General features: G+C 45.7%; 21 protein-coding genes and 1 pseudogene. 1 reads left to right on the top strand and 21 read right to left on the bottom strand.

The window, feature by feature from the left end:
- Positions 1-79 precede the first annotated feature (79 nt).
- The gene (gene miaA / locus SULKU_RS01430) at positions 80-979 is read left to right on the top strand and encodes a tRNA (adenosine(37)-N6)-dimethylallyltransferase MiaA (protein ID WP_013459144.1); all 900 of its coding nucleotides are present in this window, start codon (positions 80-82) and stop codon (positions 977-979) included.
- Here miaA and SULKU_RS01425 read toward each other — a convergent pair.
- From SULKU_RS01425 to SULKU_RS01330, 21 genes and pseudogenes are all read right to left on the bottom strand, one after another.
- Complete coding sequence (locus SULKU_RS01425) at positions 965-3,322, bottom strand: tetratricopeptide repeat protein (RefSeq protein WP_013459143.1); 2,358 nt, start codon at positions 3,320-3,322, stop codon at positions 965-967. The two genes, miaA and SULKU_RS01425, sit on opposite strands and share 15 nt — an antisense overlap.
- Before the next feature lie 21 nt (positions 3,323-3,343).
- Positions 3,344-4,849 carry an NADH-quinone oxidoreductase subunit NuoN gene (gene nuoN / locus SULKU_RS01420; RefSeq protein ID WP_013459142.1) on the bottom strand — a complete coding sequence of 502 codons (1,506 nt, stop codon included), beginning with the start codon at positions 4,847-4,849 and terminating at the stop codon, positions 3,344-3,346.
- Positions 4,849-6,396 (bottom strand): NADH-quinone oxidoreductase subunit M, encoded by a 1,548-nt coding sequence (locus tag SULKU_RS01415; RefSeq protein ID WP_013459141.1) that lies wholly within the window; start codon positions 6,394-6,396, stop codon positions 4,849-4,851. Before SULKU_RS01415 ends, nuoN begins: the two co-directional genes overlap by 1 nt.
- Before the next feature lie 9 nt (positions 6,397-6,405).
- The gene (nuoL, locus tag SULKU_RS01410; protein WP_013459140.1) at positions 6,406-8,292 is read right to left on the bottom strand and encodes an NADH-quinone oxidoreductase subunit L; all 1,887 of its coding nucleotides are present in this window, start codon (positions 8,290-8,292) and stop codon (positions 6,406-6,408) included.
- Positions 8,293-8,295: 3 nt separating this feature from the next.
- Positions 8,296-8,601, bottom strand: coding sequence for an NADH-quinone oxidoreductase subunit NuoK (gene nuoK, locus SULKU_RS01405; RefSeq protein ID WP_013459139.1), 306 nt, complete (start codon positions 8,599-8,601; stop codon positions 8,296-8,298).
- Complete coding sequence (locus tag SULKU_RS01400) at positions 8,601-9,188, bottom strand: NADH-quinone oxidoreductase subunit J (protein WP_013459138.1); 588 nt, start codon at positions 9,186-9,188, stop codon at positions 8,601-8,603. Before SULKU_RS01400 ends, nuoK begins: the two co-directional genes overlap by 1 nt.
- A 9-nt stretch (positions 9,189-9,197) precedes the next feature.
- Positions 9,198-9,821 carry an NADH-quinone oxidoreductase subunit NuoI gene (nuoI, locus tag SULKU_RS01395; RefSeq protein WP_013459137.1) on the bottom strand — a complete coding sequence of 208 codons (624 nt, stop codon included), beginning with the start codon at positions 9,819-9,821 and terminating at the stop codon, positions 9,198-9,200.
- 12 nt (positions 9,822-9,833) lie between these two features.
- Positions 9,834-10,823 (bottom strand): NADH-quinone oxidoreductase subunit NuoH, encoded by a 990-nt coding sequence (nuoH, locus tag SULKU_RS01390; RefSeq protein ID WP_013459136.1) that lies wholly within the window; start codon positions 10,821-10,823, stop codon positions 9,834-9,836.
- 3 nt (positions 10,824-10,826) lie between these two features.
- On the bottom strand, positions 10,827-13,313 hold the full coding sequence (locus tag SULKU_RS01385) for an NADH-quinone oxidoreductase subunit G (RefSeq protein ID WP_013459135.1): 2,487 nt from the start codon (positions 13,311-13,313) through the stop codon (positions 10,827-10,829).
- Entirely contained in the window at positions 13,310-15,565 is a 2,256-nt protein-coding gene (locus SULKU_RS01380; protein ID WP_013459134.1) for a 2Fe-2S iron-sulfur cluster-binding protein, read from the bottom strand. Before SULKU_RS01380 ends, SULKU_RS01385 begins: the two co-directional genes overlap by 4 nt.
- 10 nt (positions 15,566-15,575) lie before the next feature.
- On the bottom strand, positions 15,576-17,612 hold the full coding sequence (locus SULKU_RS01375; protein ID WP_013459133.1) for an FAD-dependent oxidoreductase: 2,037 nt from the start codon (positions 17,610-17,612) through the stop codon (positions 15,576-15,578).
- Positions 17,613-17,621: 9 nt separating this feature from the next.
- Positions 17,622-17,846 (bottom strand): NADH-ubiquinone oxidoreductase subunit E family protein, encoded by a 225-nt coding sequence (locus tag SULKU_RS01370; protein ID WP_013459132.1) that lies wholly within the window; start codon positions 17,844-17,846, stop codon positions 17,622-17,624.
- 12 nt (positions 17,847-17,858) lie between these two features.
- A complete protein-coding gene (nuoD, locus tag SULKU_RS01365) occupies positions 17,859-19,085 on the bottom strand; it encodes an NADH dehydrogenase (quinone) subunit D (protein ID WP_013459131.1) in 1,227 nt (408 codons plus the stop codon).
- Between the two features lie 9 nt (positions 19,086-19,094).
- Positions 19,095-19,901, bottom strand: a complete 807-nt coding sequence (locus SULKU_RS01360; RefSeq protein WP_013459130.1) for an NADH-quinone oxidoreductase subunit C — start codon at positions 19,899-19,901, stop codon at positions 19,095-19,097.
- Entirely contained in the window at positions 19,901-20,410 is a 510-nt protein-coding gene (locus tag SULKU_RS01355) for a NuoB/complex I 20 kDa subunit family protein (RefSeq protein WP_013459129.1), read from the bottom strand. Before SULKU_RS01355 ends, SULKU_RS01360 begins: the two co-directional genes overlap by 1 nt.
- A complete protein-coding gene (locus SULKU_RS01350) occupies positions 20,392-20,781 on the bottom strand; it encodes an NAD(P)H-quinone oxidoreductase subunit 3 (protein ID WP_013459128.1) in 390 nt (129 codons plus the stop codon). The genes SULKU_RS01355 and SULKU_RS01350 overlap by 19 nt, the downstream gene beginning before the upstream one ends.
- 316 nt (positions 20,782-21,097) lie before the next feature.
- Positions 21,098-21,436 carry a CZB domain-containing protein gene (locus SULKU_RS15415; protein ID WP_245535165.1) on the bottom strand — a complete coding sequence of 113 codons (339 nt, stop codon included), beginning with the start codon at positions 21,434-21,436 and terminating at the stop codon, positions 21,098-21,100.
- Positions 21,437-21,535: 99 nt separating this feature from the next.
- Positions 21,536-21,967 (bottom strand): annotated as a pseudogene (locus SULKU_RS15410) (methyl-accepting chemotaxis protein); the annotation flags it as partial.
- Positions 21,968-22,308: 341 nt separating this feature from the next.
- The gene (locus tag SULKU_RS01340) at positions 22,309-24,045 is read right to left on the bottom strand and encodes an ATP-binding protein (RefSeq protein WP_013459126.1); all 1,737 of its coding nucleotides are present in this window, start codon (positions 24,043-24,045) and stop codon (positions 22,309-22,311) included.
- Positions 24,042-25,586, bottom strand: coding sequence for a long-chain-fatty-acid--CoA ligase (locus tag SULKU_RS01335; protein WP_013459125.1), 1,545 nt, complete (start codon positions 25,584-25,586; stop codon positions 24,042-24,044). Before SULKU_RS01335 ends, SULKU_RS01340 begins: the two co-directional genes overlap by 4 nt.
- Positions 25,583-26,794, bottom strand: a complete 1,212-nt coding sequence (locus SULKU_RS01330) for an OmpP1/FadL family transporter (protein ID WP_013459124.1) — start codon at positions 26,792-26,794, stop codon at positions 25,583-25,585. Before SULKU_RS01330 ends, SULKU_RS01335 begins: the two co-directional genes overlap by 4 nt.
- Positions 26,795-26,797: the final 3 nt, after the last annotated feature.

Here is a 26,797-nt window from a genome sequence, read left to right as displayed (position 1 = left end):
CTGCCCTGCTGGGGTCCTCATTAGAAGTTCATACACCCCTTTTGGGGTAGCTTGTGCCCTATTGGGTATAATTGTCTTCATGAAACAATTAGCGCTTATCGGCTCGACAGCATCAGGAAAGAGTGATCTTGCCCTCAAACTTGCAGAAAAATATAATGCGTTGATCCTCTCAATCGACTCTCTCAGTATCTATAAAGAGATCGATATTGCCTCCGCAAAGCCTACAAAAGGCGAATTAGCCAAAATTGAGCACTTCGGGGTTGATCGTCTGAATCCTGATGAAAATGCCAGCGTTATGACCTTTATCGATGAGTATAACCGTATTTGCGATCAGGCGATACTGAATGATAAAAACGTTATCATTGTCGGCGGAAGCAGTTTTTATCTCAAAAGTATGATTGAGGGGTTATCCGAAATTCCCGATTTTTCATCCGATACGCTCCTAAAAACTAAAGAGATGCTCTGCGATCTCTCGGAGTGCCATAAACTGCTAAGCAGCGTCGATCCTATCAGCATGGGAAAAATTGCTCCTAGCGATGCCTACCGTATCGAGAAGATGCTTTTGATCTATCTGGAGACGCAAACAGCTCCAAGCGAATGGTTTCGTACAAATCCCCCTTCGCCGATCATCACAGAGTGCCCCGTATTGCATTTGGATATCGATCGTACGTTGTTGAGGGATAGAATTGCTCTGCGGACCCGGAAAATGGTAGATGCGGGATTAATTGATGAAGTGGCCGAACTGGAACGAAAATACGGAAGAGTACCGAATAGCATGAAAGCTATCGGCATTATTGAAACACTAGAATACCTAGATGGAAAGATTTCAAAGCCTGAGCTAATAGAACTCGTTAGTATCCATACGGGACAGCTGGCAAAGCGTCAGCAGACATTTAATATTCACCAGTTTACTCTAAGAGCAAGCGCTTCGTCCCACGAACTGGAAAACATTGCGGATTCGATTTTAAAACAGCGCTAGTGCGTCTTTAGCCAGTTTGCCCCATGCGGAATTTTTGTCCGCTTTGATACTCGCGTTAAACGCATCACGTGCTTCACGTTTGCGCCCTAGTTTTTGCTCAATCGCACCGATAAGATACTGCTGTCGGGCACGTTTTTCCGTATTAAGTTTTTGTTTGTTTAACGTTTTTAATACATTTAGAGCATCCGTGTCTTTACCTAGATTTTGATACGACTGTGCCAATGTGAACTCGATATAAGGGCTTTGTGTATAGCTCTTTGTCCGTTCCTGCAACGTAATGACTTTGCGTGAATATGTCTGTGTCATCGCCTCGTCTTTGCGTTTCAGCCCTAAACTCACCATTTGGGTATAGCGTTCAATATCGGTAAAATCATTCGGAAAAACGCCTTCGATTGATTTGATATTGCGAATCATTGCATCGCTGTCCCCTACACGTTGAGCGGCATCAAACATGATACGATAAATCTCATTGAGAGGCGGATTCTTTTGTACCCCCAAAAGGGTGATCAGCTCTTCTCCTCCCTTGCTCGCCGCTTTATATTCTCCTAACCCGAACTGCGTTTTTACCATTCTAAAGAGCCAAATCTGCCGTTCGGCTACAGAATTAGATTTCAGATGACTCTGCGCTATTTTCTTAGCCGTCGGATATTGTGCTGTTTTCAATGCACAGTTAAATAGCGATTCATCCCACTCCGGAAGAAGTTTAATTTTATACATTTTCTGGAATTTCATCGCATCGGCGCATTTTCCCTCTTTTAAAAGGGACTTTTCAAATCCGATAGCGCTTTTTGAAATCAGCTGATTGGTTTCGGGATACTCGGTCGAATCCAATCGATAAAGATCACTCTCAATGTCCAATACCTCTTTGTATTTTTTCTCTTTAAGCAATAGCTGTGCTTTTTTATACAGCGCTTTTCGTCCGACACTGTCGTCTCCGTAGCGATCGATCAAGTCGTTGTATTTCTTGATCTCTTCCGTCGTATTGGTATCCCCTTCATTAAAAAAGAGGCCGTCTTTTGCCCGTCTTACCTCTTCGGCATAATCACCGTATTTGAAACTTTCTAAATATTCGTTAAAGCGCTTTAATGCTTCGCCCCGCTTTCCGGCTTTTGCTAATTGGAGCCCGAGATTTTTAAGCAATAGCTGATAATTATCCGACTTCTTATCACTTTTGTTCAATAGCGCTTCCGTGAGTCTGGCAGCCGTTTTAGGATCTTTTTTATCCATAAAGGAAGTGGCCATATTTATCGCGTCATCTGTTACTTCACTGAAATAATCAGGATTCACCGTTATGATTTTATCAACATACTGTGCCGCTTTTTGAACATCTCCGCTCATTAGTTCACTCTGGGCGAGTTTAAATGCCGCTTTGGACGCAATGGCTACGTCTGTTGTTGACGAGAGTGCTTTTTTATAATATTGCGCCGCTTTTTTCGGTTCTCCGTTCGTCTCCAGCTGCTCTGCCTTATAAATCATTCCTTGCGGAGCAAACGGACTGTCGCCTTGCTCATCAAACAGCCTGTCAAAGAAATAATCGGCATCGGTTATTTGTCCGATCTTACTGTAGGCGTTGGCCGTATAGGTCAAAACCTCCGCAAGTCCAGGATCGGACGAAAATTCCCGTAAAAAACGTTTGGATAATGCCAAAACTTTTTCAAATTCCCCCAGCTGATGGTATGAGCGGATTTGATAGAGCATCAGCTCATTTTTGAAAACTGTATTCGGATATTCTTTTAGAGTATTTTCGGCACGGTCAATGACTTTGATATAATTTTTTGCCGCATACGCTTTCTTCATCTCCATATAATCGGTGACATCTTGTACCCGCGTAATTTTGATCGGATTACCTTTTAGGTCTAGCCCGCCGACAAAGGGAGGGGGACTTTTTGCAATTTTGATCGGGAAATTAATTGCGGTTGCCGAGGATGAAGAAAGACTAATAAGGGGAAGATTACTTTGATATCCGACAATATTCCAATGAAATGCTTTTTTCGCATCATTTTGATATGTCTCTTTCGTTTTTGTCAGATTAAAGAGGACCGGAATAAGTTTGATTTTTGATTTTGGAAGTACGGTAATCGTATAACCATTCGATGTTGTTGAAGAGGATACTAACAGTTGTCCGTTATCGATAGGAGAAAAATTTTGTTTAGGCGGTGTCGGAAGATAACACTCAATCCGCTTTGTTTCACCGAATTCATCGTCCATTGCTTTACACGCAAAGGGGACAGTATGACGAAGATGAAGAATACTAAATTTTTCACCCTCTTCTTTGCCGCTTTGAATAGAGAGTTCAAGTCCGAAGAGGGGAAGACAAAGGGATAAAATAATCCAGAACTTCAATCCTTCCCCTTTTGTTTCCTTTTAATAGCCGCTATTATACACGAATAGCGTAATAACTTTCAACAAAGGGTTTACCGCAAATACGGCAAAAATCGTTCCGACCGCCGCAAGACCGATAATGGTTCTAAGGGAGAGGGAGGCATTCATAAAATAATATTTCTCATATCCCACTCTCGGCTCTTTCATAAACATGAAAACGATGAGTTTTAAATAATAGTACCCGGCGATTGCCGAGTTAAGCGCCATAATAAGTGCCAACACGGTGTATCCGGCACTTACCGCCGCTCCGATCATGTACATTTTACCCCAGAAGAGACCAAACGGAGGAATCCCTGCGAGTGAAAGCATAAAGAGCCCCATCATTACCGCACCCATCGGCATCGTTTTGATCATTCCCGAGAATTTTTCGTACGGATGATCCGAACTTTGTCCCGGTAAAAGATTTTTCTGACGGTTTACCCACAGCATGGTAAATGCACCGAGATTGGTAAAGCTGAACAATGCCCAATATAAAAAGAGGCCGGTATTGGCTTGGGTCGTACCGATCAAAATAGCCGACATTACAAAACCGGCATGACTGATCGAACTGTACGCCAGCATCCGTTTGACATCGGTTTGAACCAACGCCCAGATATTTGATGCGGTCATCGTTACGACAACCCCGATATACAAGATCACTTGAAGCCATACGATACCGCTGTGAACCAAGAATTCAAACAAGCGCATCGCCACGACAAATGCCGCAATCTTAGGAACAATCGACATGTATCCGGCAAGTGCCGCAGATGAACCCTCATAAACGTCCGGCGTCCATGTATGAAACGGAACCATTGAAAGCTTAAATCCGAATGCCGCAATCATAAACGCCATTGCAAGCAATACAAAACCTATGTTTCTGTAGTGATCTTCCGCCAATATCGTTGCGATTTGGTTAATCTCAACCGAACCGCTGATCGCATAAAGGATCATGGAACCGAACGCGTAAAAACCTGCTGCTAAAGCACCCATGGTAAAATATTTTACCGCCGCTTCAAACGATTTTGAGCGGTTGTGCAATGCGATCAATGTATACAGTGCCAATGATGCGGTCTCAAGTCCGACAAAAATCAAAATAAGATTGTCGGTTGCAACCATAAACTGAAATCCCGCAATCATAAACAAGAACAGAGCGAAATATTCCGGATAGTTGTACTCGTGGAATCGTTTTGACGTTAAAGCCAATGGGATAAATAACATCGATCCGACAACGATAATAATCTGAGACAGAATAGCGATCCCGTCCATCAGCATGACATCAAAGAATCCTAACACCGTCCCGTTTTTGATAAATACACCGGCGAAATCGACCAATGCACCCAAATCGAGAAGCAAAAAGAGAAGACTGACCATAACGTATAGCGTTTTGTTCAATCCACCTTTCACCATATCAATGACTAAAATACCCAATGCACCGACGATAGCAATGAGCATCGGAGCCAACGTCGCTAAATTAAGCGACGCCAGAGAAACATGAATCGGCTCTAACATTAGTTCGCCTCCTTCATAGAAATAATCCCGTTTTTACCTGATAGATCAGGGATGCGCTCTTTCGCTTCAGGACTTTGCGCTTTATCGTGCATAAGCTGAATCACCGATTCAACACTGTTATTAATCGGCTCTAAAACCGGTTTCGGATAAACCCCTAGCCAGATAGCGACGATAACCAAAGGAATCAATCCTAAAAGCTCTGTACGATTGACATCTTTTAGATGGCGGTTAGCTTCATTCGTTACAGGGCCGAAAAAGGCTTTTTTATACGCTGAAAGCATATAGATCGCACCGACGATAATCGCTACCCCAGCCGTCAACGTCAACATATGAGATTGTTTGTAAAAGCCTAAAAGACTTAAAAACTCCCCGACGAAGTTGATCGTAAGCGGCAATCCGACCGATGCCATCATCATAATTCCGAAAATAGTCGCATAACGCGGCATTACGGATGCAAGACCACCGAACTCTGACATCAGTTTTGTATGGCGACGATCGTAGATAACACCCACAAGCAAGAACAGAGCACCGGAAACGACCCCGTGAGCGAGCATCAAGAATACCGATCCGCTCACCCCCTCAACGTTCAATGCGAAAGTTCCGAGGATAATAACCCCCATGTGGGATACCGAACTGTACGCAACGACTTGTTTAATATCTTCTTGCGCATACGCTACCATCGCCGTATAAATAATCATGATGATCGCAATGATTGCGATAGGGAACATGAAAAATACCGATGCATCCGGGAACAACGGCAAAGAGAAACGGACAAACGCATAGGTTCCCATTTTAAGCAAAATTGCCGCAAGGATAACCGAACCGATGGTCGGTGCCTGACCGTGCGCATACGGAAGCCATGTATGAAACGGGAACATCGGAACTTTGATCGCAAAACCGAGGAAAAATGCCGCAAACAGCCACAATTGGAAGTTTTCCGGCAAAATCAAACGGTACCATTCAAGGATCGAGAAGCTCCATTGACCGGTCGCTTGGTAATAAAAATAGGCCATAAACAGCATACCGACCAACATCACCAACGACCCTGTAAAGGTGTAGAGGAAAAACTTGATCGACGCATAAATACGTAGCGGTCCGCCCCATGCACCGATGATGTAGAGCATCGGAACCAAAGAGAGTTCCCAGAATACGTAAAAGACAATCGCATCCAAAGCCGCAAAAACACCCACCATTGTCATCTCAAGGAACAACAACGTGATAATCAAATCTTTTATACGGCGTTTTTCGGTCAATGACGCGATGCCGATCAACGTGAAAAACGTTGAAAGAATGATGATAAAGAGCGAAATTCCATCAACACCGAGAAGGTAATTAATACCAAACGCCGGAATCAACGGCATAGACTCCATAAACTGCATTCCCGAAATCATCGGATCGTATGCATACCACAACCACAAAGAGAGGACAAACTCGATGAATGCTACGGCGATACCGTAGGCTCTCATACTATCTTTTGTGACGACAAATCCAAGCATTGCTGCCAATGCAGGGAAGAAAATTAAAAGTGTTAAAATATGATCTATCATCATTACTCCTTAAGCGCCAAACACGTTGTACCCAACGTTAAAGGCAACGGCTAGTGTCATTAGTACAACCAAACCGACAACCATCCAACGAAGCATAGATGAAAGATTTCCGTTTTGGATATCGCGTGTATTCTCACCCGTTTTGTAAATTGCATTGGCAATCGCATCGACGGTTGCATCGACGATTTTAAGATCGATCTGTTTCCATGCGATTTTAGAAAGTTCAAGATACGGCTTCGAAAAAACCTCGTCATAGATTTTTGGAATGTAATATTGATTCCACAACAATTTGTAGCCAAAGCTTTTTTCCATTTTAGACGTTCCATCCGGTACACTGTTCCAGTTGCTGTATTTTTTGTACGCAAAAAGAATGGCAAGGATAACAAACAGCTGCGTTCCGATCGTCATAATCCAAAACGTCGTTGCGCTGTGAACATGGTACTGCGTCGATGGAAGAAGATTGATCACCAATTGGTAGTAGGTCATTTTAAACGAACCTGCAATAATTGCCAGTACAAGCAACGGCGACATCGCCACCAACATAAATTTATACGCCTCATGAGGATGGATACCGAAAAGTTTATAGCGCTCTTCCCCGTGGAAGATCAACGCGACAAGACGGAATGAATAAAATGCGGTCAACCCTGCCGTCAACAACAATACCGTATAAATAACATAATGATGCTCAACAAACCCGACTTCTAAAATCAAATCTTTTGAGAAGAATCCGGCGAACGGATAGATACCCGCTAACGCAACCGAAGCGAGGGTCATCATAACGAATGTCCCTTTCATCACTTTGCGCAATCCCCCCATTTTGAACGGGTCAAGCTCATCGTGCATTGCGTGCATGACGTTACCGGCACCGAGGAACAAGAGCGCTTTGAAAAATGCGTGTGCCATAAGGTGGAACAATGCAACCCAATACGCTCCCAATCCGGCTGCTACGAACATATAGCCGAGTTGTGACAATGTAGAATACGCAATGATACGTTTCATATCACGGTTAACCAATGCCATCGATGCCGCAAAAAGGGCAACGAATGCACCGAGGCTCGCGATAAAGATACCGACGTTCGGAATCAGATCGTAAATCGGATTTGCACGGACAACAAGGTATACCCCTGCGGTAACCATGGTTGCGGCATGGATCAGCGCGGAAACCGGAGTCGGACCTTCCATCGCATCGGCAAGCCATGTGTGTAACGGAAACTGTGCCGATTTACCCATAGCACCGATGAATAGGAAAATACCGATCCACGTAATAATTACCGGCTGAAGATTACCGACTTCGGCAAATACGACATCGTACTGCAATGAACCGACGTTCCAGTAAATCAAGAAAATACCGATCAACATCCCAAGGTCGGCGATACGGTTCATAATGAACGCTTCGTTTGCCGCCCATGTTGCCGATTCTTTGTGATACCAGAATCCGATGAGCCCCCATGAACAAAGACCGACCCCTTCCCATCCGATGAAAAGACCTGCGAAATTGTCACTCATAACGAGTACCATCATCGAGAATACGAATGCCGAAAGCCATGCAAAGAAACGGTTAAACCCTTTGTCGTGGTCCATATATCCGATGGAATAAACGTGTACAACGGTTGAAACGATCGTAACAACCATCATCATGACCACGCTTACCTGATCAACAACAAATCCGAACGGGATATACAAATCACCCGTCGCCATCCACGTCATCATCTCAACGTGTACGGTATGGCCTCCCATGACATAATTGAGCAAAATAGCACTGCTTACAAACGACGTAAATAACAGACCTGAGGCTACGTACCCCGTAATGCTTGATTTTGGTGTCGCTGTGAACAATGCCGAAAACAATGATCCGACCAACGGAGCGAAGAGTGCAATATATAAATAAAGTTCCATAGCTTATCCTCGCATTGAATTCATTTGATCTAGGTCGATCTTACCGGTACGTTTGTACCATACGATGAGAAGACCCAATCCGATTGCCACTTCAGATGCCGCAATCGCGATAATAAAGAACGCAAACATTTGACCGCTCAAATCCCCGATATAATGAGAAATAGCAGCGAATGCGATATTGGTTGCATTTAGCAAAATCTCTGTTGCAAAAAAGAGCATCAAAAGATTTTTGCGGCGCATAACCCCGATCAAACCGATCGAGAACAATATGCTTGATAAAACAAGATAATGGCTCAGTGTAACTTCCATCAGTGGTGCCCCCCTGCTTGTACTTCTTCTTCGGTCATATCATCCATTGTGCTGATCTCTTCTTCCGCCATCAATGTCAACGATTTGTCCATTTTCTTCCCTGCCAAAATAATTCCGCCGATCATTGCGACAAGCAGCATGACCGCCGCGACTTCAAACGGAACGAGGTATTTGGTAAACAAAACCATACCGACGGCTTGAGAGTTTCCGATATTCTCTTGGATCGGATAAAGTGCTTGAATATTATTCGAAACGATCGGTGCGACGAAAATAGCAACGACCATGACCGCCGCTAAAACGCCTAGGACAAAAACGATTTGCGGGTTAGTCCGTTTTTCAACTACGTCGCGGGTCGTATCGAAAAACATCATCCCGAACGCATAGAGCGCCATAACGGCTCCGGTATAAACGATAATTTGGATTGCACCTAAAAAGTCGGCACCCAAAATAAAGAAAAATGCCGAAATAAAAATCATCCCAGCCGCCATTGCGGTGATAGCATACAGTGCTTGAGACGTCATCACGGTGATGGTAAACATCACAATGGTGAGGGCTGCAAACAGATAAAAAGCGATAGCTTCAAACATTCCTACTCCTTAATACGCCAGCGGGGTCTTTTTGACCGACGCGTCGCTTCCTGGGATAATGGCACCAAAGCCTGGGTATTCCGCCTGTTCGCCTGCTTTAAGCAAATCAAGCGGGGTGAGCATATCGTCTTTGATCACGAAATGGGCCCGTTGTTCCGACGCATTTTCATAACGTTGTCCGTGAACGATTGCAAGCTCAGGACACACTTCGGCACAATAACCGCAGAAAATACAACGCCCGAGGTTGATACTGTACTCGGTTACTTCTTTACGGCTGTTCTCATCGATGCGCGTATCCATACGGATACAATCGGAAATACAGATTTTTTCGCACAATCCGCATCCGATACAGCGCTCATACCCCGACTCCCACAAACGCAAAAGTTTGTGTACTGCACGATAACGTGGCCCGATCGGCAGTTTTTCTTTCGGATATTGAACGGTATGGATATCAAATTTGATCATCTCGCGCAATACGACCCACAGCCCTACAAAGAGCTCGCCGCGCAACGCACGTTTGAGCACTTGTTTAAACTTGTCCCATCCGCTTTCCGGATAGGCTTCAATATCGACGTAATAATAAGCGCTGTGTTCACTTACATTTCGATCTGTAAATACTTCTTCATGATGCATAGCACAACCCCCTTAGAACATCATCACGATACCGGTGACAACAATGTTGATCACCGCAATCGGCATTAAAACTTTCCAGCACAACCACATCAACTGGTCAGGTCGGATATCCGGCCATGCTGCACGTGTCCAGAGGAAAAAGAAAAAGAAAAACGCTACTTTGAGAAGCAACTGAATGGCTCCCGCAATCGTACCGTCGCCAAAACCGCCCAAAAAGATGATGGCGATTACAAACGAAATAAAGAACATATTCGCATATTCACCGATGAAGAACATCCCCCAGCGCATACCCGAATACTCCGTACCGAAACCGTCAATGATCTCGTGATCGTTCGCAACGAGGTGAAACGGAGTACGTCCGGTTTCGGCAAATGCAGCAATCCAAAAAAGGATAAATGCCACAGGCTGCGACCAGACGATCCAGTTTCCGATTCCGCCGGCTTGATAGTTGTTGATATCGATCAACGACAATGACCCGACCATCATAAGCGGCGCCAACAGTGAAAGCCCTGAAATAACTTCATACGAGATGAAGATGGCGGCACTACGTGCAGCCGAGATCAGTGACCATTTGTTCGCCGATGCCATCCCCCCGAGCAACGGCCCGTACAAACCGATTGCCATAACCCCTAGTACGTAGAGGATACCGACATTGATATCGGCAACGATCGGATGCACTGTGTATCCGAATACCGTAAATTGTGGCCAAAACGGGATTGCCGCAGAAGCCATAAACGCCGTTGCCGCCGTAATGACCGGAGCAATTTTAAAAATCGGCTTAACTACGTTTTGCGGGATGATGTCCTCTTTGGTAAAGAGTTTAATCCCGTCCGCCGCAACTTGAAGCAAACCGAACGGCCCGACGTGCATCGGTCCCAAACGGCGTTGCATAAACGCCAGCACTTTACGCTCGAAATAGGTTCCAAGACCCGCAAGCGCAGAGAAAATTAATAAGATGACAACGATTTTAACGATCGTTTCTATAATGAATGCTACATCCATGCTTTACACCTTTTGAATTGATACGCACGCAAAACGGTAACCGTCAAACAGTGCTTCAGAGTTGATAGCGGTATCGAATGTCGGGAGATATGTAATATCTCCTCCGATCTTACCGTCAGCTATTACATTGACACTCAGCTCGCCATGTGCTGTTTTAACACGCAATGCATCCCCTTCGCTCCAGCCGTTCGTCTGCATCGCCGTATGCGAAGCGTATAAACCACCTTTTGCGTTAAGTTGATGCGATGCTGCCGTAAACGCGGAAAACTGCAACACCGGATTTGCCAAATAGACCACATTCTCACGAATGGCCGCATTTGGATTCAACGGTTGAACACTCTCATCGCCCCCGCTGTTTACGGCAATGTTTTCCAATACATACCCGCGGACTTCTTCACCGGCATTGGTGTAATAGTTCGGCAATGTATCAAAAGAGAGTGCTTTAAATCCGTTTTTCACCGGAAGCTGTGCCGTATAATCAACGGTATACTTCGCAGTTATGCCCAATGCATTGGCGATATCATTGAGTACGTATCCGCCGTAGCCGAGTGCCGCATTGGTCGGATTAACCCGCTTGTCGATGCCGGTCAATGTCCCTTCCTGCTGGTTCAGAGCCGGCATATCCAAATCGCCGTTCCCTAATGCGCTAAGGGTGAAATCACCGCGTGTGTTATAGCCGATGGTATAGCTTCCGCGCGACGAATCCAGATCACAAATCAACGCCGCACCCAATGTATTTGCAAGATTCGGAATCATTGTAACACTGAACGGAGTGTATTTTTCGATCAATGCGACGAGACGGGCGCAGTTTGCCGCATTCGGATGGGTATAAAGATCCGGTCCGACCATAAGGGCGAATTTTTCTTTTTTCGCCAAATATTTTTCCAAGGTCTCAGCGAATTTTTCCGGCGCGTTCAAAAGCCCGAAAAGGGCATTGTCATCGACTTCAACCTCTTTGGAAACTTTTTTCTTGATTGTTTTGGTAACTTCTTCGCTTACCTCTTCCTCAACACCGGTCTCTTCGTTAAGCACTTTTTTCGTTACCGTTTCAGTCACTTTTTCATCAACGCTCTCTTCGATCGTTACGGTTTTGGTCGAATGGAACCCTGCCAAATACTCCGTAACGGCTGACGGCATTGCCGCTTTGTCACCGAAAAGATCCAGCATCAAATACAATGCCGCCTCTTCCATCATCGGAGCGTGATTGAACTGGGTAATGTTTTTAGACATATCTTGAATCACCGGATCGTTGATCGGATGGAAATAAAGCCCTGAGCCTTTATTCATGCTCAGTGCATTGTTCATCGCAAAACGTGCATTCGGGTTATCGGTTTTAAGAGCACTTCCGATGGATACGACGAAGTCGGCTTCATGAACCTGTTTCAAATCGCCGCCGTAAAGTGATGTCTTACTGATTGCACTGTAACTGCCCAAAAAGTTTTTCAACGCCAATGCTTCGCTGTTCACCAGGCGATATCCGTATTTCTCTTTGAGACGTTGAAGAATCATTGCTTCTTCGTTGGTAATGGTAGAGGTAAAGGCAATCGTATCGGCTTTTTTAAACGCTTCGATCGCTTTATCGAATGCCGCTTTGTCTTTGCTCACATCACGATTTTCGAAATCGTACCCGTAGCGTCCTGCACCGCACAGTGATACATAGTTCCACTCGTTTTTGACACGGTAGATTTTAGATTCCGGATTGCTGATACTGGTGTGTTTGATATCGTAGCTGAGCTGACATCCCGCAGAACAGTGGGCACACGTTGCAGGGATTTGTTTGTGCTCCCATGCATTGGAAGTGTATTGATAATCACTGCTCACCAACGCACCGACCGGACATACCGACGTACATTCACCGCAGTTGGTACAATCGAGTGTGTCCCCGCCGTTTGGAGCGATCAGCGATTTGTTAAGTTTGTTCCACATCGCATAGGCGTCTTTCGGCATCATCGCTTTGTATTCGCCGTGAATCGCATCACTGCCGCGCGCAACCGTGCTGAGAGCCGCATCACCGATCATATCTTTACATACGGTAATACAACGTTCACACATGATACACAGTGCCGGATCGTAGTGAATCAATCCCCAATCCTGCGCCGGTTTGTGGGTATCTTTAATCGCATAGTTTTGTGAGTCTACGCCGACTTCTAAGGTGTAATTTTGAAGTTCGCATTCACCTGACTGGTCACAGACACCGCACTCTAGAGGATGGTTTACGTCGTAAACTTCCATAATCGCTCTGCGTTCTTCGAGGATATTCGGAGTCGTTGTCGTAATCTCCATCCCCTCTTTTGCTTTTGCATTACACGCATAGACCTGTTTGCCGTCTGCTTCGACCAAACAAATACGACATGCCAGTGTCGGCGAACATCGTGTCAAATAACAGATCGCCGGGATAAATATCCCGTTTGCCCGTGCCGCATTAAGGATATATTCACCCTCTTGCGTCTGGACAGTGCGGCCGTCTATGGTAATCGTGATTTCGTTCATGATTCGCTCCCCATCCTCATAATTTTCACCTTTTCAAAACGGTATTGCTCATTTAAACCGCCGAATCCGACATCGTATGCCGGAACCAATGCAATGGTCCCTTTCATCGCAGAATCGAGTTTAAAAATCCGCTCTTGGGTGCTGTGAGGAAATTCAATGCGAATTTTATCACCATCACCGATTTTTGCGGCAGCGGCAAACTGTGCCGAACCGCGCAATATTGCCTCTTTTTCGAGCTGTTCGGTTCGAGCCGTGTAGGTATTAAACTGATTGACCGGGTTGCAGCGGTATACGACCGTACCGTTGAACTCAGGTAAATCATCAATCTCTTCTAGTTTCCCGTCAGCTTCTACATCGCGATTTTCTAGGACATACCCGCGGTTATCTTCGCCCAATGCACTGTAAAAATTCCCCAAATCATCAAACGATGATCCGTTAAACCCTTTTGATTCCGGAAGCTGTGCGGTATAGTCGATCGTATTGTGAGCCGATAGTCCAAGAGCATTTGCCAAATCGTTTAACGTATACCCATCGAATGCGACTGCAACATTGGTCGGAAGCACTTGGTGATTGATACTGACGAATGTCCCCTCCTGAGAGTTAAGAGACGGCAATTTCAACATCGCTTCATCAAATGAGCCCATGGTATACGAACCCGCCGCATTGTATCCGACAACATTTTCGCCGTTGTTGTCAGCATCCAGATCACAGATCAATGAAACACCGATCGTATTGACACTCGGTGCGATTACAACAACCGAAAACTCCGTATAGGTTTCGATCATTGCGCACAAACGGGAAATATTCGCTGCGCGTTTATGAGTGAGGACGTCGCTTCCGATCACCAATGTTTTGCGTTTGGCTCTCGCAAACGTTTTGGCCATACGGGCATACTCTTCATCACCGATATTACTCTCGGCGCATAGATACCCTTCGTCAAGACCTTCGAAAAAATGGCGTGTTTCATCGCTTACATCCGCATTTTCCAGAAGCGTTTTTGCAAGCATCGCAACAACACCCTCTTCGGTACCCACTTCGTATTTGACGTACTGCGTCACGACATTTTGAAGAAGATCGTCTTCGATCGGATGCATATAGACGACTTTCGCACCGTTATGGCGGGCAGCCGTCGTCATTGCATAACGAACCATAGGATTGTCGGTCGTTACACGCCCGCCGAAAACGATGATACCGTCGCTTTGTTTAATCGCATCCAAACTTCCGCCGAAACCGGTTTTTCCACTGATCGATGCATATGCGTTCATAAAGTTTTGATACGCACGCGCCTCTTCATTGTAAAGTTTTAGACCCAATTTCTCTTTGAGGCTTTGAAGGATCATCGCCTCTTCATTGGTGATCAATGAACTAAAACGGATAGCGTCCGCATTTTTGATCGCATCAACCGCTTTAGCGAATTGTGCTTCGTCTTTGGTTCCCTCTACGTTGAAATCGAATCCGAATCGTCCCGCTCCGCACAGTGTCGTATGCTCGAAATCATTTGTGACACGGTAGATTTTATCTTTGGCGCCTGTCAAGTTTGACGTGTGGCGCACTTCGTACATCAATGAACATCCTGCCGAACAATGAACACAGGTTGCAGGGATCTGGCTAAGTTCCCATGCATTGGCACTGTACTGAAAGTTTGAGCTTACCAACGCACCCACAGGACATACCGCGATACATTCGCCGCAGAACGTACAATCGAGTGCATCGCTGTTTTTCGGAATAACCGATGATTTGTACCCGCCGAATTGCAATTCGATCGCGTCATCACCGATGATTTCGTTACAGACATGGACACATTTTTCACACAAAATACAAAGAGACGGATCGTAGTTGATCAGTCCCCAGTGCTCGATTTTACGATGCTGATCTTTTGCACTGAAATGCTGAGAAGAGACACCGAACTCCAACGTTTTGTTTTGTAGGTCGCATGCACCCGATTTATCGCACACACCGCACTCTAACGGATGATTAACATCGTAAAGACGCATAATGTTCGTTCGCTCAGTCTTGAGACGATCCGAATCGATCACTACCGCCAACCCTTCGGTCGGCGGAGTTTGGCAGCTGAGAATCAAGCCGTCCGTTTTGTCGGTCTCTACCACACATAATCGGCATGATGCACACGGAGTCGTTTTTTCCAAATAACACATCGTCGGGATATAGAATCCCGCTTTCCGTGCCGCTTGGAGAATCGTCTCCCCTTTGTTTGCTATGACGGGCTGGCCGTTAATCGTAAAATTGATCATCCATCCCTCCTTAGTGTGCTACCATCGCAATGTAATAACAGCGCATACAGCGTTCTGCTTCCGCGAGTGCTTCTTCTTGGGTAAACCCGTATTTAACCTCACGGTTATTGTCTTTGCGTTCATCGACCGTAAGAACTTCGCTGTGTTGGCGCGCTAGTCCCGGAAGCCAACCTTGAATCTTCTCTTTTTTGTTATAGACTTTGAGTTTACGGAGGTGATCTTCCATAATCTCATCATTCGTCAAAGTAATTTCTCCGCTGGTGACATAGCGTGACATGACCGATGCGGCACGCTTTGCCTGACCGACCGCATTAACGATCGTCATCGGACCGTATTCACAGTCTCCCGCCGCAAAGATCCCTTTGCGTGAGGTCATGTAATCTTTCCCGTTCGTTTTGATCGTCGCCCAAGAGGTACGTTCAATTTCCCACTCTTCAGGGAGCAGTTTCAAATCAGCACTTTGGGATACGGCAGGGATCAGATAATCACACTCCATCTCAAAGCTCGCACCCTCGACTTTCTCGAGTGTCGGACGACCGCCGTTCGGATCCGGGACGAGTTCGAAACGATCAATAACAAGTGATTTGAGAACATCGTTCTCATCGTTCATCTTTGCGACCGCCGAGTGAAAAATAAACTCTACGCCCTCTTCGACCGCTTCGTGATACTCTTCATACGTCGTATTTTTGATAATCGTCGCTTCATCACGGCGATACAGCATGACGACTTTTGCGGCATTCGCACGGATGGCGCAGCGGACTACGTCCATTGAGGTAAATCCACCCCCGACGCATACAAGCGTTTTTCCGGTCAAATCGACAAAATCCGTAGGCAACATATGACGTTTCTGATCCGCTTCAGGAACCATAATGTCGTATTTCACTTGGAGATTGACTTTATCCAAAAAGTCGATCGCTCCCCAATAACCCTGAATTTCAGGACGTTCATTATCACAATAGACTTTTTTCGAAATACGGGTCCCCGTCGCCACCAACGTCGCATCATAGTCGTTTTCGAATTGACGCATCATATCGGCGGTCACTTTCGTATTGGTGATAAAATTCACCCCAAGACTTCGTACCGCTTCAATATCTTGATTGTACTTATCGATCGGCATACGGTATTCCGGAACCCCGACCGCTACTTCACCGCCGAGAACCGGAAGCTCTTCGTAGACATCGACATCGATTCCGTCCAATGCAAGATAATACGCACCCGTAAGCCCTGCAGGACCTGCACCGATAACCGCTACTTTTTTGCCGATTGAAGGCTTTTTCTCACTCGGATGAAAAAATCCGAAACCGTGATCGGTCTCATAATCGGCACCCAGACGTTTAAGTTCCATGATCGAAATCGGCTCGTCAAGGTTGGTACGTCGGCACTCCGTCTCACACGGATGAGGACAGACACGTCCACACGTATGCGCAAGCGGCATCGTTTGGCGGGTCGCCATCAATGAATCGTCAAATCGCAAATCGCGAACACCCTCGATATAGGCCGGAATGTCGACATGTGCCGGACATGCGTCCATACACGGCGCCGTGATTTTGGCAATATAGCTGGTATCTTCCAAATGATAATGTTTTGACGGTTTTTGGTTGTTGATGCAATCCATAAAATCCGACTCGAAATGGGTCATCAGATCAAGAAGCGGATTCGGAACCGTTTTACCGATCTCACATTTAGAAGTTTCCTGCATCGTTCTTGAAACCTCTTTGAGATGCTCCATATCCGATACTGATCCCTCACCGCGAGCGATTTTATCGAGAAGGTCGTATAAAATACGTCCGCCCCATCGTCCCGGTGCACAACGCCCGCACGCTTCGGAATAGACCTGATACTGCGCCGCGTATTCTGTTGCCAAACGAACCACGTCGACATCAGGATTAAAAAGCGCTACGCCGTCCCAGCCGATAAACGCTTTGGAATGGGCGTGTTCATTGTATTCCAACGGAAGGTTATAAGCAGAATTTTCCCAAGCATCGTCATTTTTGCCGATGTTGTTGATTTGCTCACCCCGCCACGTGGAGAAATAGACTTTACTCACAACGGTTCCTTATTTCTTGACCACAATGGTCCAGTCGGCTTCGTTGAATTTCAACGAATTCATGAGTTCGCACCCAAGCTCTTTAACCAAATCAGCCGATTGTTGTACGGGGCTAAAATCACCGATCTCAAACAAGAAAATCACAACTTCGCCGCTTACTGCTTCATTTTTGATGATCTCGGACATGCGGCCTGCAAAATTTTCTTTTAAATGACGTAAATCGTAACGTTTCACTGCATGCTCCTTTTAGCGGTCTACTTCACCGAAGACGATGTTAGTCGTCCCGATGATAGATACAACGTCCGGAATGTAGTGACCCGGCAGTAAGTCGGTCAAAATCCCTGTGTGCCAGAACGACGGCGCACGGAGTTTTAGACGGTACGGATAAGCTCCACCCTGGCTGTTAATGAAATAGCCAAGTTCCCCCTTCGGAGATTCGGTCGCAACATACACTTCGCCTACCGGAGGACGCATCCCTTGCGTTACCAAGACGAAATGCTGCATCAACGAGTAGTTTTGGGTCATGATATCGATTTTCGGAGCCGAGATATATTGCGGCGCATGCGCCATCAACTCCGGCCCAGTCCCCTCATACATATCGAGTACTTGGTACAAGATTTTCGCCGATTCACGCATCTCTGCCATATAAAGTTTATAACGTGCGTAGTTATCCCCTTTATCGGAAACCGGAACGTTGAAATCGACTTCGTCATAAAGCTCATACGGCTCTTCTTTGCGGATATCCCATTCAACACCCGATGCACGAAGCATAATTCCTGAACAGCCCCAGCTTTGAGCCATCTCTTTAGAGATTACACCGACGTTTTCCATACGCATTTTCCAGATACGGTTGGTATCCAAAAGGTCTTCGTAGTCTTTGATGTTTTCCGGCAATTTATCCAAGAATTTACGCAAATCAGGGATGAAATTATCCGGCAAATCAAGAGGAACACCGCCGATACGAACTGCCGCATGGGTCAAACGCGCACCGCAGTAGTCTTCGATCAAATCCATCAAATATTCGCGTTCGCGGAATGCGAACAAAAATACCGTCATCGCACCGATATCGAGTGCCGTAGTCGCCAACCAGAAAAGGTGAGACATAAGACGGTTAGTCTCTAGGAGCATCATGCGGATAACTTTTGCACGGCGAGGAACATCAAGCCCGATCAGTCTCTCAACCGCAAGTGCAAACCCATAGTTATTTGAACTCGACGCGATGTAGTCCATACGGTCCGTTGTCGGCATGAACTCATTGTAGATCATGTTTTCCGCCATCTTCTCCATACCGCGGTGAAGGTATCCGATATCCGGATGGGCTTTGGTGATCTGCTCTTGCTGCAAATGGAGCATCAAACGCAATTGTCCGTGAGCTGAAGGATGCTGAGGACCGAAATTGAGAATCAATTCATTGTCGGCACGGTCAAACGTAATATTTTCGAAAAAAGGTCTTAATCTATTGGATTGTTGCATACATGATCCTTAACGGTCGCGATCAGAGATCACGACACTCTTCTCTGCGTCAAATTTTTCGATGAGGAACACACCGTCGCTCTCTTGGTAACATAGCGGAGTATCCGGTTCACCTTGACTGATGTCGGAACCGCGTGGAACTTCGTGTCCCAAACGGGCAAAACGCTCGGTATCGTATCTATCAACCCGTGCACTGTCGCGGATTTCCGGCCCGATAATATCACGGGCCTCTTTACCGAAGAGTTTGTCCACCTCGTACCATTGGGCGAACTCATCCCCTTGAAGCGGATACGTTTTACGCAATGGAAAGCCTTCCCAATCGTCCGGCATCAAAATACGTTTCATGTACGGATGGTTGTTGATGACGACACCGAACATATCGTACATTTCACGCTCTGACCAATCAGCCGAACGGAATAAAGACGAGACACTTTGAATCGATTCTTTCTCGTCTATTTTGCATTTGATACGGACACGTTTGCGTTTGTTCATACTGAGCATTTGATAGAAAATTTCGAATTTTCCCTCTTGCGCCAGCCAATCGATTGCACTTAGTTCGGAGAGCTGGTTATACCCGAGCTCATTTTTCATCATTTCAATGACACCGTAGTTATCAGCGGCATTGATAATTACCACCATTTGTCCTACTTGGATATAAGCATCCAATACGTCAAATGAAGCTTTGATCGCTTCCAAATCATGAGCAAATACTTCGTCTTCACTTACATCGATCTTCGCTACCTGCGGGGCAACCCAATAGCGGTCGGTGTAGTAGGGTTTTTTCTGTACGTCGTCTTTAGGGGTGTAAGCTCTCATTACATCAGCCTTTTCGGTTTTTGCGCACGCGATGCGCTTTCACGTCGGATTTTTTGCTGCAACAGCAATACCGCATATTGCAAAGTTTCCGGGCGCGGAGCACATCCCGGAAGGTACAAGTCTACAGGGATGACGCGGTCTACCCCTTGAACGGTAGCGTAAGTATTAAACATACCGCCGGTGTTCGCACACGAACCCATAGAGATAACCCATTTAGGCTCCGTCATTTGATCGTAGAGACGACGAATAAATTCCGCATGTTTTTTCGTTAGCGTTCCCGCAACAACCATCAGCTCGGCTTGACGCGGAGAAGCCCGGAAAATCGTACCGAAACGGTCGAAGTCATACCGTGACGCACCCGATGCCATCATTTCGATACCGCAGCACGCCAAACCGTACGTCAATGCCCAAAGTGAATTCGAGCGTCCCCAGTTGACCACTTTGTCGATGGTCGTCAATGCGACGGGAAGTCCGCCGTCTTTTAAGTAATTTACTTGATGTTGTGCCATTCGAGAGCCCCCTTCTTCCACGCGTAAACGAAACCGATTGCCAACAATAAGATGAACATCATCATCTCGACAAATCCGAACCAACCCAAGAGTTTAAAATCGATTGCCCACGGAAACATGAAAACAATCTCAACATCAAACAACAAGAACAACAATGCGAACAGATAAAACTGTGTCGAAATACGGTTCGGCTGTTTTGTCACTTCCGGTCCGCATTCGTAGACGGTCATTTTAAGTTTTTCTGTGTCTTTAGCCGCTAATGCGCGGCTGGCTAAACGTGCAATGACGGTTGTGGCATAAAATGCACCAAACGTCAACACGAACAGTACAAATACCCCGAAATAAGGATTTGCTGTGTTGTAATGCTCCATAGTTCCGACCTTTATTATGGTTGATGGCATATCCCGTTACGAAGCAGTTTTCCGTCACGGTATACGGTTTTTATAAAAACAGTTGTTGCACTATAACAAAAAGAGAATTAAACAAACCCTTATCGATCCGATATTTAGACGACTCTGTCACGATTAGAAACATCGCTGTATTGGGTTTTGGAGATAAATGTTATATTTCGTAACATAATTAGAAAATTATTTTCGTTTAGTATCAAAACGGAACAATTCTATACGTATTTGTAGAAATTTGAGCATATAGAAAAGAACTCTATATGCTACTTATTGAAGCATTGTATTAATTTTTCTCTTGAAGCATTCTATCCAACGTCGCAAACACACCGTCGCTTGCATGTTCCATCTCTTCAAAAACTTTGACAAACCGTTCAGATCCGACACTCTCTGTTTTCATCAAATCGAAAATCTTATGGGTCGAGTTATGGACAACCGAATGAGGTGTTTCAAGTGCCGAATAGCTTGGCGTTTTCTTGAAGAAATCAGCACCTTCACCTTCATAGTACCATTTACCTAGTCGGCAATTATGGTGATCGACAAAATTAAACTGCTCTTTTCTGGTGATTGCGGAGAGATACGTATTGACTTTCCAGACAATATGATCGAGTTTCGCCAAACTCATAAAAATTCTCTCAGCCGTATGTTCGGTGCTGGCAAAGGTTTCACGCATCATCTGCGCATTATGATCCATATTGGCATTAAAGCTTCCGATCGATTCATTGGAGTCTGCAATGCTTTCTTGTACCTGATCAAATTTTTCACCGATCGTCGTTACGTCCTGTTTCATCGATTGTAATGAAATATTGATCTCGCTGATCGCTTTATCGGTTCGATCGGCAAGTTTGCGCACTTCATCGGCAACAACGGCGAACCCCCGCCCGTGCTCGCCGGCACGGGCCGCTTCAATCGCCGCATTAAGAGCCAAGAGATTCGTTTGATCGGAGATATCTTTAATCAATACCAATATACTTGCCACGTCCTGAGCCCGATCAGAGAGTGCTTTTACCGTATCCATAGACTCCAGTGCCAAATGGTTTAGCCCCTCTAACGTATGTGAAATTCCGGAGGCCTTTTGCCCGAGTTCAACGATATTTTCTAAAAGTGCGGTAGATTGCGCGATATTCTCTTTTGAAGAGGCAACGGAAGAGGCCATATTCCCCTGAACATCGACAAGATTTTTCTTAAGCTGCTCATTTTGATAGGTCATGATCATCGATGCGTTTTCACAACGATGCCGTTCATCCTCTTTCGCGATTTTTGCTTCACATTCTTGGAGCTTTCTTGCAAGTTCTTGATTCTCATCTCGTAGTGCAGTATTCTCTTTTTGCAATACTGAGAGTTCTTCTTTCAACTCTGTATCATCACTAAACCAACCCATTTTCATCCCTTTTCGAGGCATTAATTCGTCATTTTTGATGATTATACTCTGAGTTGATCTAATTATTATTGACAGAGATTAAATTGGTAAATTAATGTAATATTTTTGTGATGCTTTTAGCGATTGATGAATCCCATCGATTTTTCCCCTTCAAAACTGCCGGAACGCTCTTTTTGAATTTCGGCAATAAAATCTTCGAGTCTGAAAGTTCCCTCACTTCGAGCCGCAACCTGATATGCCGTATTTTTGACGATCAGATTAATCTGCCCACCGGTGAGAGGATACGAAGCAAGTTTTTCTACGTTAAAACCTTTTTCGTACGGTGCATTTTTCGGAAGCATCATGTTCCATAAAGTAACACGCTGTTTTTGATCCGGTTTTTTGAATTCGATTTTGTAATTAAAGCGGCGTGAAAATGCCTGATCGATATTCTCCAGCAAGTTGGTCGTTGCAATCAAAATCCCCTGAAACTTCTCGATCTGCTCCAGGAAAATATTTTGCATCTGATTATGCATCTGATCGGCGGATGATCCGATCCCGGCTGAACGTGCCGAGAGAAATTGGTCGGCTTCATTCAAAAGCAAAATCGGCTCAGTCTTCGTTTGACGTGTCAAATCGGCATATGTATCAAAAATTTTCCGTACATTTTTTTCGGATTCGCCGACATACATCGAGAGAATTTTAGAGCAGTCGAAACTGAGCACCTGCCGTTTCAGAGACCGGGATAAAGAGTGCGCCGTAAGGGTTTTCCCGGTCCCCGGAGGGCCGTAGAAAATGATCCGTGCGTCAATCCCCGCTTTTTTATCTTTGACCCCCCATTCATGAAGCCGCGCGATCACTTCGCGGTCCAACTGACGCATGAGATTGGAGAGGGTCTGTTCGGTTGATGGGTTTAGGACAACATTTTCTAATGATGTCGTCGGTTCGATCAGCTCAAAAATTTCCTGCTCTTTAATCAGCATGTCGAGTTTGAGTTTGCGTACTTTTTTCTTTTTCTGCGGGTGCATGATCGATTGCAGCACCTCATCGACGATGTAAAATGCTCTGCTGATTCCGCCGAACGGATTGAGCATCTCCTCATAATCGATCACCTCTTCGTTGATGAGACGGGAACCGTCTTCGAGAAGGGCACGATTTTTGATCCGCTCGTAATCGTCAAAACTGATCAAATCGATAAGGGTGTTCATCTCCCGCAGATTCCCCTCGGTCGCACTGTATTCTTCTTTGAGAAGAGCAAGAAAAATAACCTGCTCTTTCGGCTCTAATTTTTTTTGTTTGAAAAAGCGGTCGAGCACAACATCGAGCGACGTTTGGGCAATCCGCTCGTCGATCCGCTTTTCGAGAAGATCAAGTTTATTCTGAATACGGTTGATACCCAGTGAGTGTTCGTTACCGCTATGGCGTATGATCGACATTTTCTGATACAGTTCGATTCGAAAAAACTGATCCTGCAAATACTCCAGATGATCGGCATAGGGTTTGATGTCCGGCAGTGTCATCTCTAACGAGCCTTCTTCGAGAAGCTTCATAAATACTGATGTCACGGCGACGGGCGTGTTATAAAGTTCCAGATGGGATAGCTCGCTGATTTTAAGCGGCGTGAATGAGTGATGGGTGATCCATCCGAGTTCAAGCAGGGTCTTTACCTCACCGAAATGTCCGAGATACGAATAGTCATCGGAACCGTAGAGTTCTTGGAGCAGTTCGGCGACGATCACATCTTCCTGGGACTGTAAAAATTTGCGGGTAAGAAGCTGCAAAATTTTTGCCTCTTCTACCGTACATTTGAGCTGCGAAAAGATATGAGTCTCTTCAATGATTTTATTTTCTAGAAAATCGATAAGGTATTTCAATAGTTTCCTTGTTTTAATACTCGTTTGAGTACTTTGCCGGTAGCAGTCTTTGGAAGTGATTCTACCACGGTAATGGTTTTAGGGATTTTAAACAATGCCAAATGTTCTTTGAGCTGAGCTTTGATAAAGGCGGGAGTCGTCGTCTCATACCCCTCTTCCAACTCGACAAAAGCAATCGGAACTTCCCCGCTGTGAGGATCGCTCACACCGATGACGGCAGCGAGCTTGATATGCGGGAGCAGCATAAGGTGTTCTTCGATCTGTCGCGGATAGATATTGATCCCTTTAGAGATGATCAGATCTTTGATCCGATCGACGATATAAATATACCCCTCTTCGTCGATTTTAGCGATATCACCGGTGCGGAGCCATCCGTTTTGTATCGTCTCCGCCGTCGCGGTCGGATTGTTTAGATACCCCTGCATAACGCACTCGCCCCTCACGATCAGTTCTCCCGCTTCCCCGCATGGGAGCTCTTCCATCTCGTCATTGACGATTTTTACTTCGTATCCGTACAGCGGCAGCCCGACGGAAAGGGTTTTTTGTTTTTCGAGCAGATTGACGGCTACCGCCGGAGAACATTCGCTGAGACCGTAACCCTCCAACATCACGGCTCGTTTAAAAAGCGACCGAAACCGGGTCAGGGTATCTTCGCTCAGAGCCGAACCGCCTGAGATAAAACAGCGGACAGAATTAAACCATAGAAAATACCACGGCAATCTTGCACGGATCAGGGCGTTATATATGTCGGGAACTCCCATAAAAATAGTTACTCTCTTTAGAAGCGTCTGCCGAACAATATTGCTAAAGGGCAAAATGGAGGGGATAATGACAAAAGAGGCCCGCATAAAAAACGGAAGTATTACCATGATCGCAAACGTAAACGAGTGAAACATTGGAAGATAGACAATGAAACGGTCTTTCGGGCTTAGATCAAACCGTTCCTGCGCGGCGACGAGGTTGGAGAAAAGGTTGCGATTGCTGATCATGGCCCCTTTAGGGTGTCCCGTCGTCCCGGACGTATAAAAAATGACCGCCGTATCATCCAACTTTGCTGGTGAGGGCGAGTGGTGATGCACATGATCGGCAACCATCTCACCCAATAGCAGATGTTTTGCATCTTCAAACGGCGCCTTATCTATCCAAATCGTATGTTCAATCGATGCAACATCATCGCGCAGCCCACGTACCTCTTGAGCGAGCTTGAAAGCAGTAATCACCGCTTTGGCACCGCAATCACCCAGAATATAGCGGTATTCTTCATTTTTGAGCATCGTGTTAATCGGTACGCTGATCGCTCCGAGTTTGCTGATGGCAAAAATACTTTGGACGAATTCGACACTGTTGGGACAAATCAGGGCTATCTTATCCCCTCTCCCGACACCGATCACTTCAAGCGCACGGGCAGTTCTATCGACATTCTCTAAAAATCTCTGATACGAATAACGTTCATTATCAATGAAAATAACGTTTTTACGGGGATTCTCTTTTGCGACGCCGTAAAGCATCGCATAAAAATTTTCATACGGGTAGTGAATCAAAAGCGATACCCGATTCCGGCAGTAACGAGGTAGGCTCGGGCATTGGTAAATTCACCGTTAATCGAACTGTTATGCACTGAGCGGTCTTTTTTCATATCGATCAGTCCAGCCAAACCGATGTCCCAATGTTCATCCATTTTATACCGTCCGCCCAACGATACAATGAGTGCATCCGCATCAGGAAGCTCGTACCCCAACGTCGCTTCGGGAACCGGGGTTTGATCGTATGCCAAGCCCGCCATCGCCGTCCATTGGTCAATTTTTTGGGTAATCCCTAGACGATACGTATTGGTATCCTCCCAGTTTTTAGCAATCGGTGTCCCAAAAGCAACCGTTGCAGCATTCATGGTCCCATCATAATCAAAATCAAGTGTTTTATAAGCCGACCAGTATGTTCTCTCAAACACTGCTTCGATAGTCGTCCCCGTGTCAAAAGTATACGCAGCCGCAAGATTTAATGCTGCGGGAATCGGAACCGCAACACTGGCTGATCCGCTATAAGCAGCGTGTGCAGGATGAATAGATGGAAGATAATTTAAATCAGCCTCCCCCTCTACCGTCAAATTGACTTTTGAACGGTATGTCGCCGCCAAAGAGAGTTCTTTGAGAGGCTTATACACAAGAGCGATATTGTACCCGATATCAATTGAGTCCCCTTCGAGATTGCGGCTGATATAGCTCGGAGTTCCCGTATCGCTTTTAACGACTCCGTCCGATCTAACAATTCTCAATCCGGCACCAAAACTCACACTATCACTGATAGGCACAGCAAAAGAGGGATTAACCTCTATCGTTTTTAATGTAAATTCTTTTGCACTCGCTTTTGCGGCAGGATAATCCCACCGTTTCGACAATCCTGCGGGGGCTACGATGCTAAACCCGACACGTGCGCCGCTGTCTCCTAATTTTTTGGAACTGAAATGGAGAGTCGGAACCAAGAAATCTTCTTTTTTTGAACTGTAATTGCCCGTCGAACCTGAAAAATCGATTCCGCTTAATCCGATATAGGTTGCATCCACTTCAAGCAGATTGGCATCGTCGTTATAGACCATCGCCGCCGGATTATAATATGCCGCGTCGGCTCCGTGCACATTGGCAACATACGCGGCGCTGAGTGCCGTAGCATTGATCGAGTTCTCAGGGATTTTGTATCCCGCAGCCGATAACGCCGCTGAAAGTGCAACAGAGAGTACCAAACTTCTCTTCATGGT

Origin of the sequence: Sulfuricurvum kujiense DSM 16994, from assembly GCF_000183725.1 — a bacterium.
In the GTDB taxonomy this organism is placed as follows: domain Bacteria; phylum Campylobacterota; class Campylobacteria; order Campylobacterales; family Sulfurimonadaceae; genus Sulfuricurvum; species Sulfuricurvum kujiense.
Note: the sequence above shows the minus strand (reverse complement) of the source record. Positions and strands in the feature narration are given on the sequence as shown.

What these genes read in the sequence shown, in the direction of transcription:
- SULKU_RS01400 (WP_013459138.1), bottom strand. Translation starts at nt 9,188, where the DNA reads ATGTTTGAAGCTATCGCTTTTTATCTGTTTGCAGCCCTCACCATTGTG.
- SULKU_RS01380 (WP_013459134.1), bottom strand. Translation starts at nt 15,565, where the DNA reads ATGATCAATTTTACGATTAACGGCCAGCCCGTCATAGCAAACAAAGGG.
- SULKU_RS01385 (WP_013459135.1), bottom strand. Translation starts at nt 13,313, where the DNA reads ATGAACGAAATCACGATTACCATAGACGGCCGCACTGTCCAGACGCAA.
- SULKU_RS01330 (WP_013459124.1), bottom strand. Translation starts at nt 26,794, where the DNA reads ATGAAGAGAAGTTTGGTACTCTCTGTTGCACTTTCAGCGGCGTTATCG.
- nuoK (WP_013459139.1), bottom strand. Translation starts at nt 8,601, where the DNA reads ATGGAAGTTACACTGAGCCATTATCTTGTTTTATCAAGCATATTGTTC.
- nuoH (WP_013459136.1), bottom strand. Translation starts at nt 10,823, where the DNA reads ATGGATGTAGCATTCATTATAGAAACGATCGTTAAAATCGTTGTCATC.
- nuoN (WP_013459142.1), bottom strand. Translation starts at nt 4,849, where the DNA reads ATGTTAGAGCCGATTCATGTTTCTCTGGCGTCGCTTAATTTAGCGACG.
- SULKU_RS15415 (WP_245535165.1), bottom strand. Translation starts at nt 21,436, where the DNA reads ATGAGTTTGGCGAAACTCGATCATATTGTCTGGAAAGTCAATACGTAT.
- nuoI (WP_013459137.1), bottom strand. Translation starts at nt 9,821, where the DNA reads ATGCATCATGAAGAAGTATTTACAGATCGAAATGTAAGTGAACACAGC.
- SULKU_RS01415 (WP_013459141.1), bottom strand. Translation starts at nt 6,396, where the DNA reads ATGATAGATCATATTTTAACACTTTTAATTTTCTTCCCTGCATTGGCA.
- SULKU_RS01355 (WP_013459129.1), bottom strand. Translation starts at nt 20,410, where the DNA reads ATGGCACAACATCAAGTAAATTACTTAAAAGACGGCGGACTTCCCGTC.
- miaA (WP_013459144.1), top strand. Translation starts at nt 80, where the DNA reads ATGAAACAATTAGCGCTTATCGGCTCGACAGCATCAGGAAAGAGTGAT.
- nuoD (WP_013459131.1), bottom strand. Translation starts at nt 19,085, where the DNA reads ATGCAACAATCCAATAGATTAAGACCTTTTTTCGAAAATATTACGTTT.
- SULKU_RS01350 (WP_013459128.1), bottom strand. Translation starts at nt 20,781, where the DNA reads ATGGAGCATTACAACACAGCAAATCCTTATTTCGGGGTATTTGTACTG.
- SULKU_RS01360 (WP_013459130.1), bottom strand. Translation starts at nt 19,901, where the DNA reads ATGAGAGCTTACACCCCTAAAGACGACGTACAGAAAAAACCCTACTAC.
- nuoL (WP_013459140.1), bottom strand. Translation starts at nt 8,292, where the DNA reads ATGGAACTTTATTTATATATTGCACTCTTCGCTCCGTTGGTCGGATCA.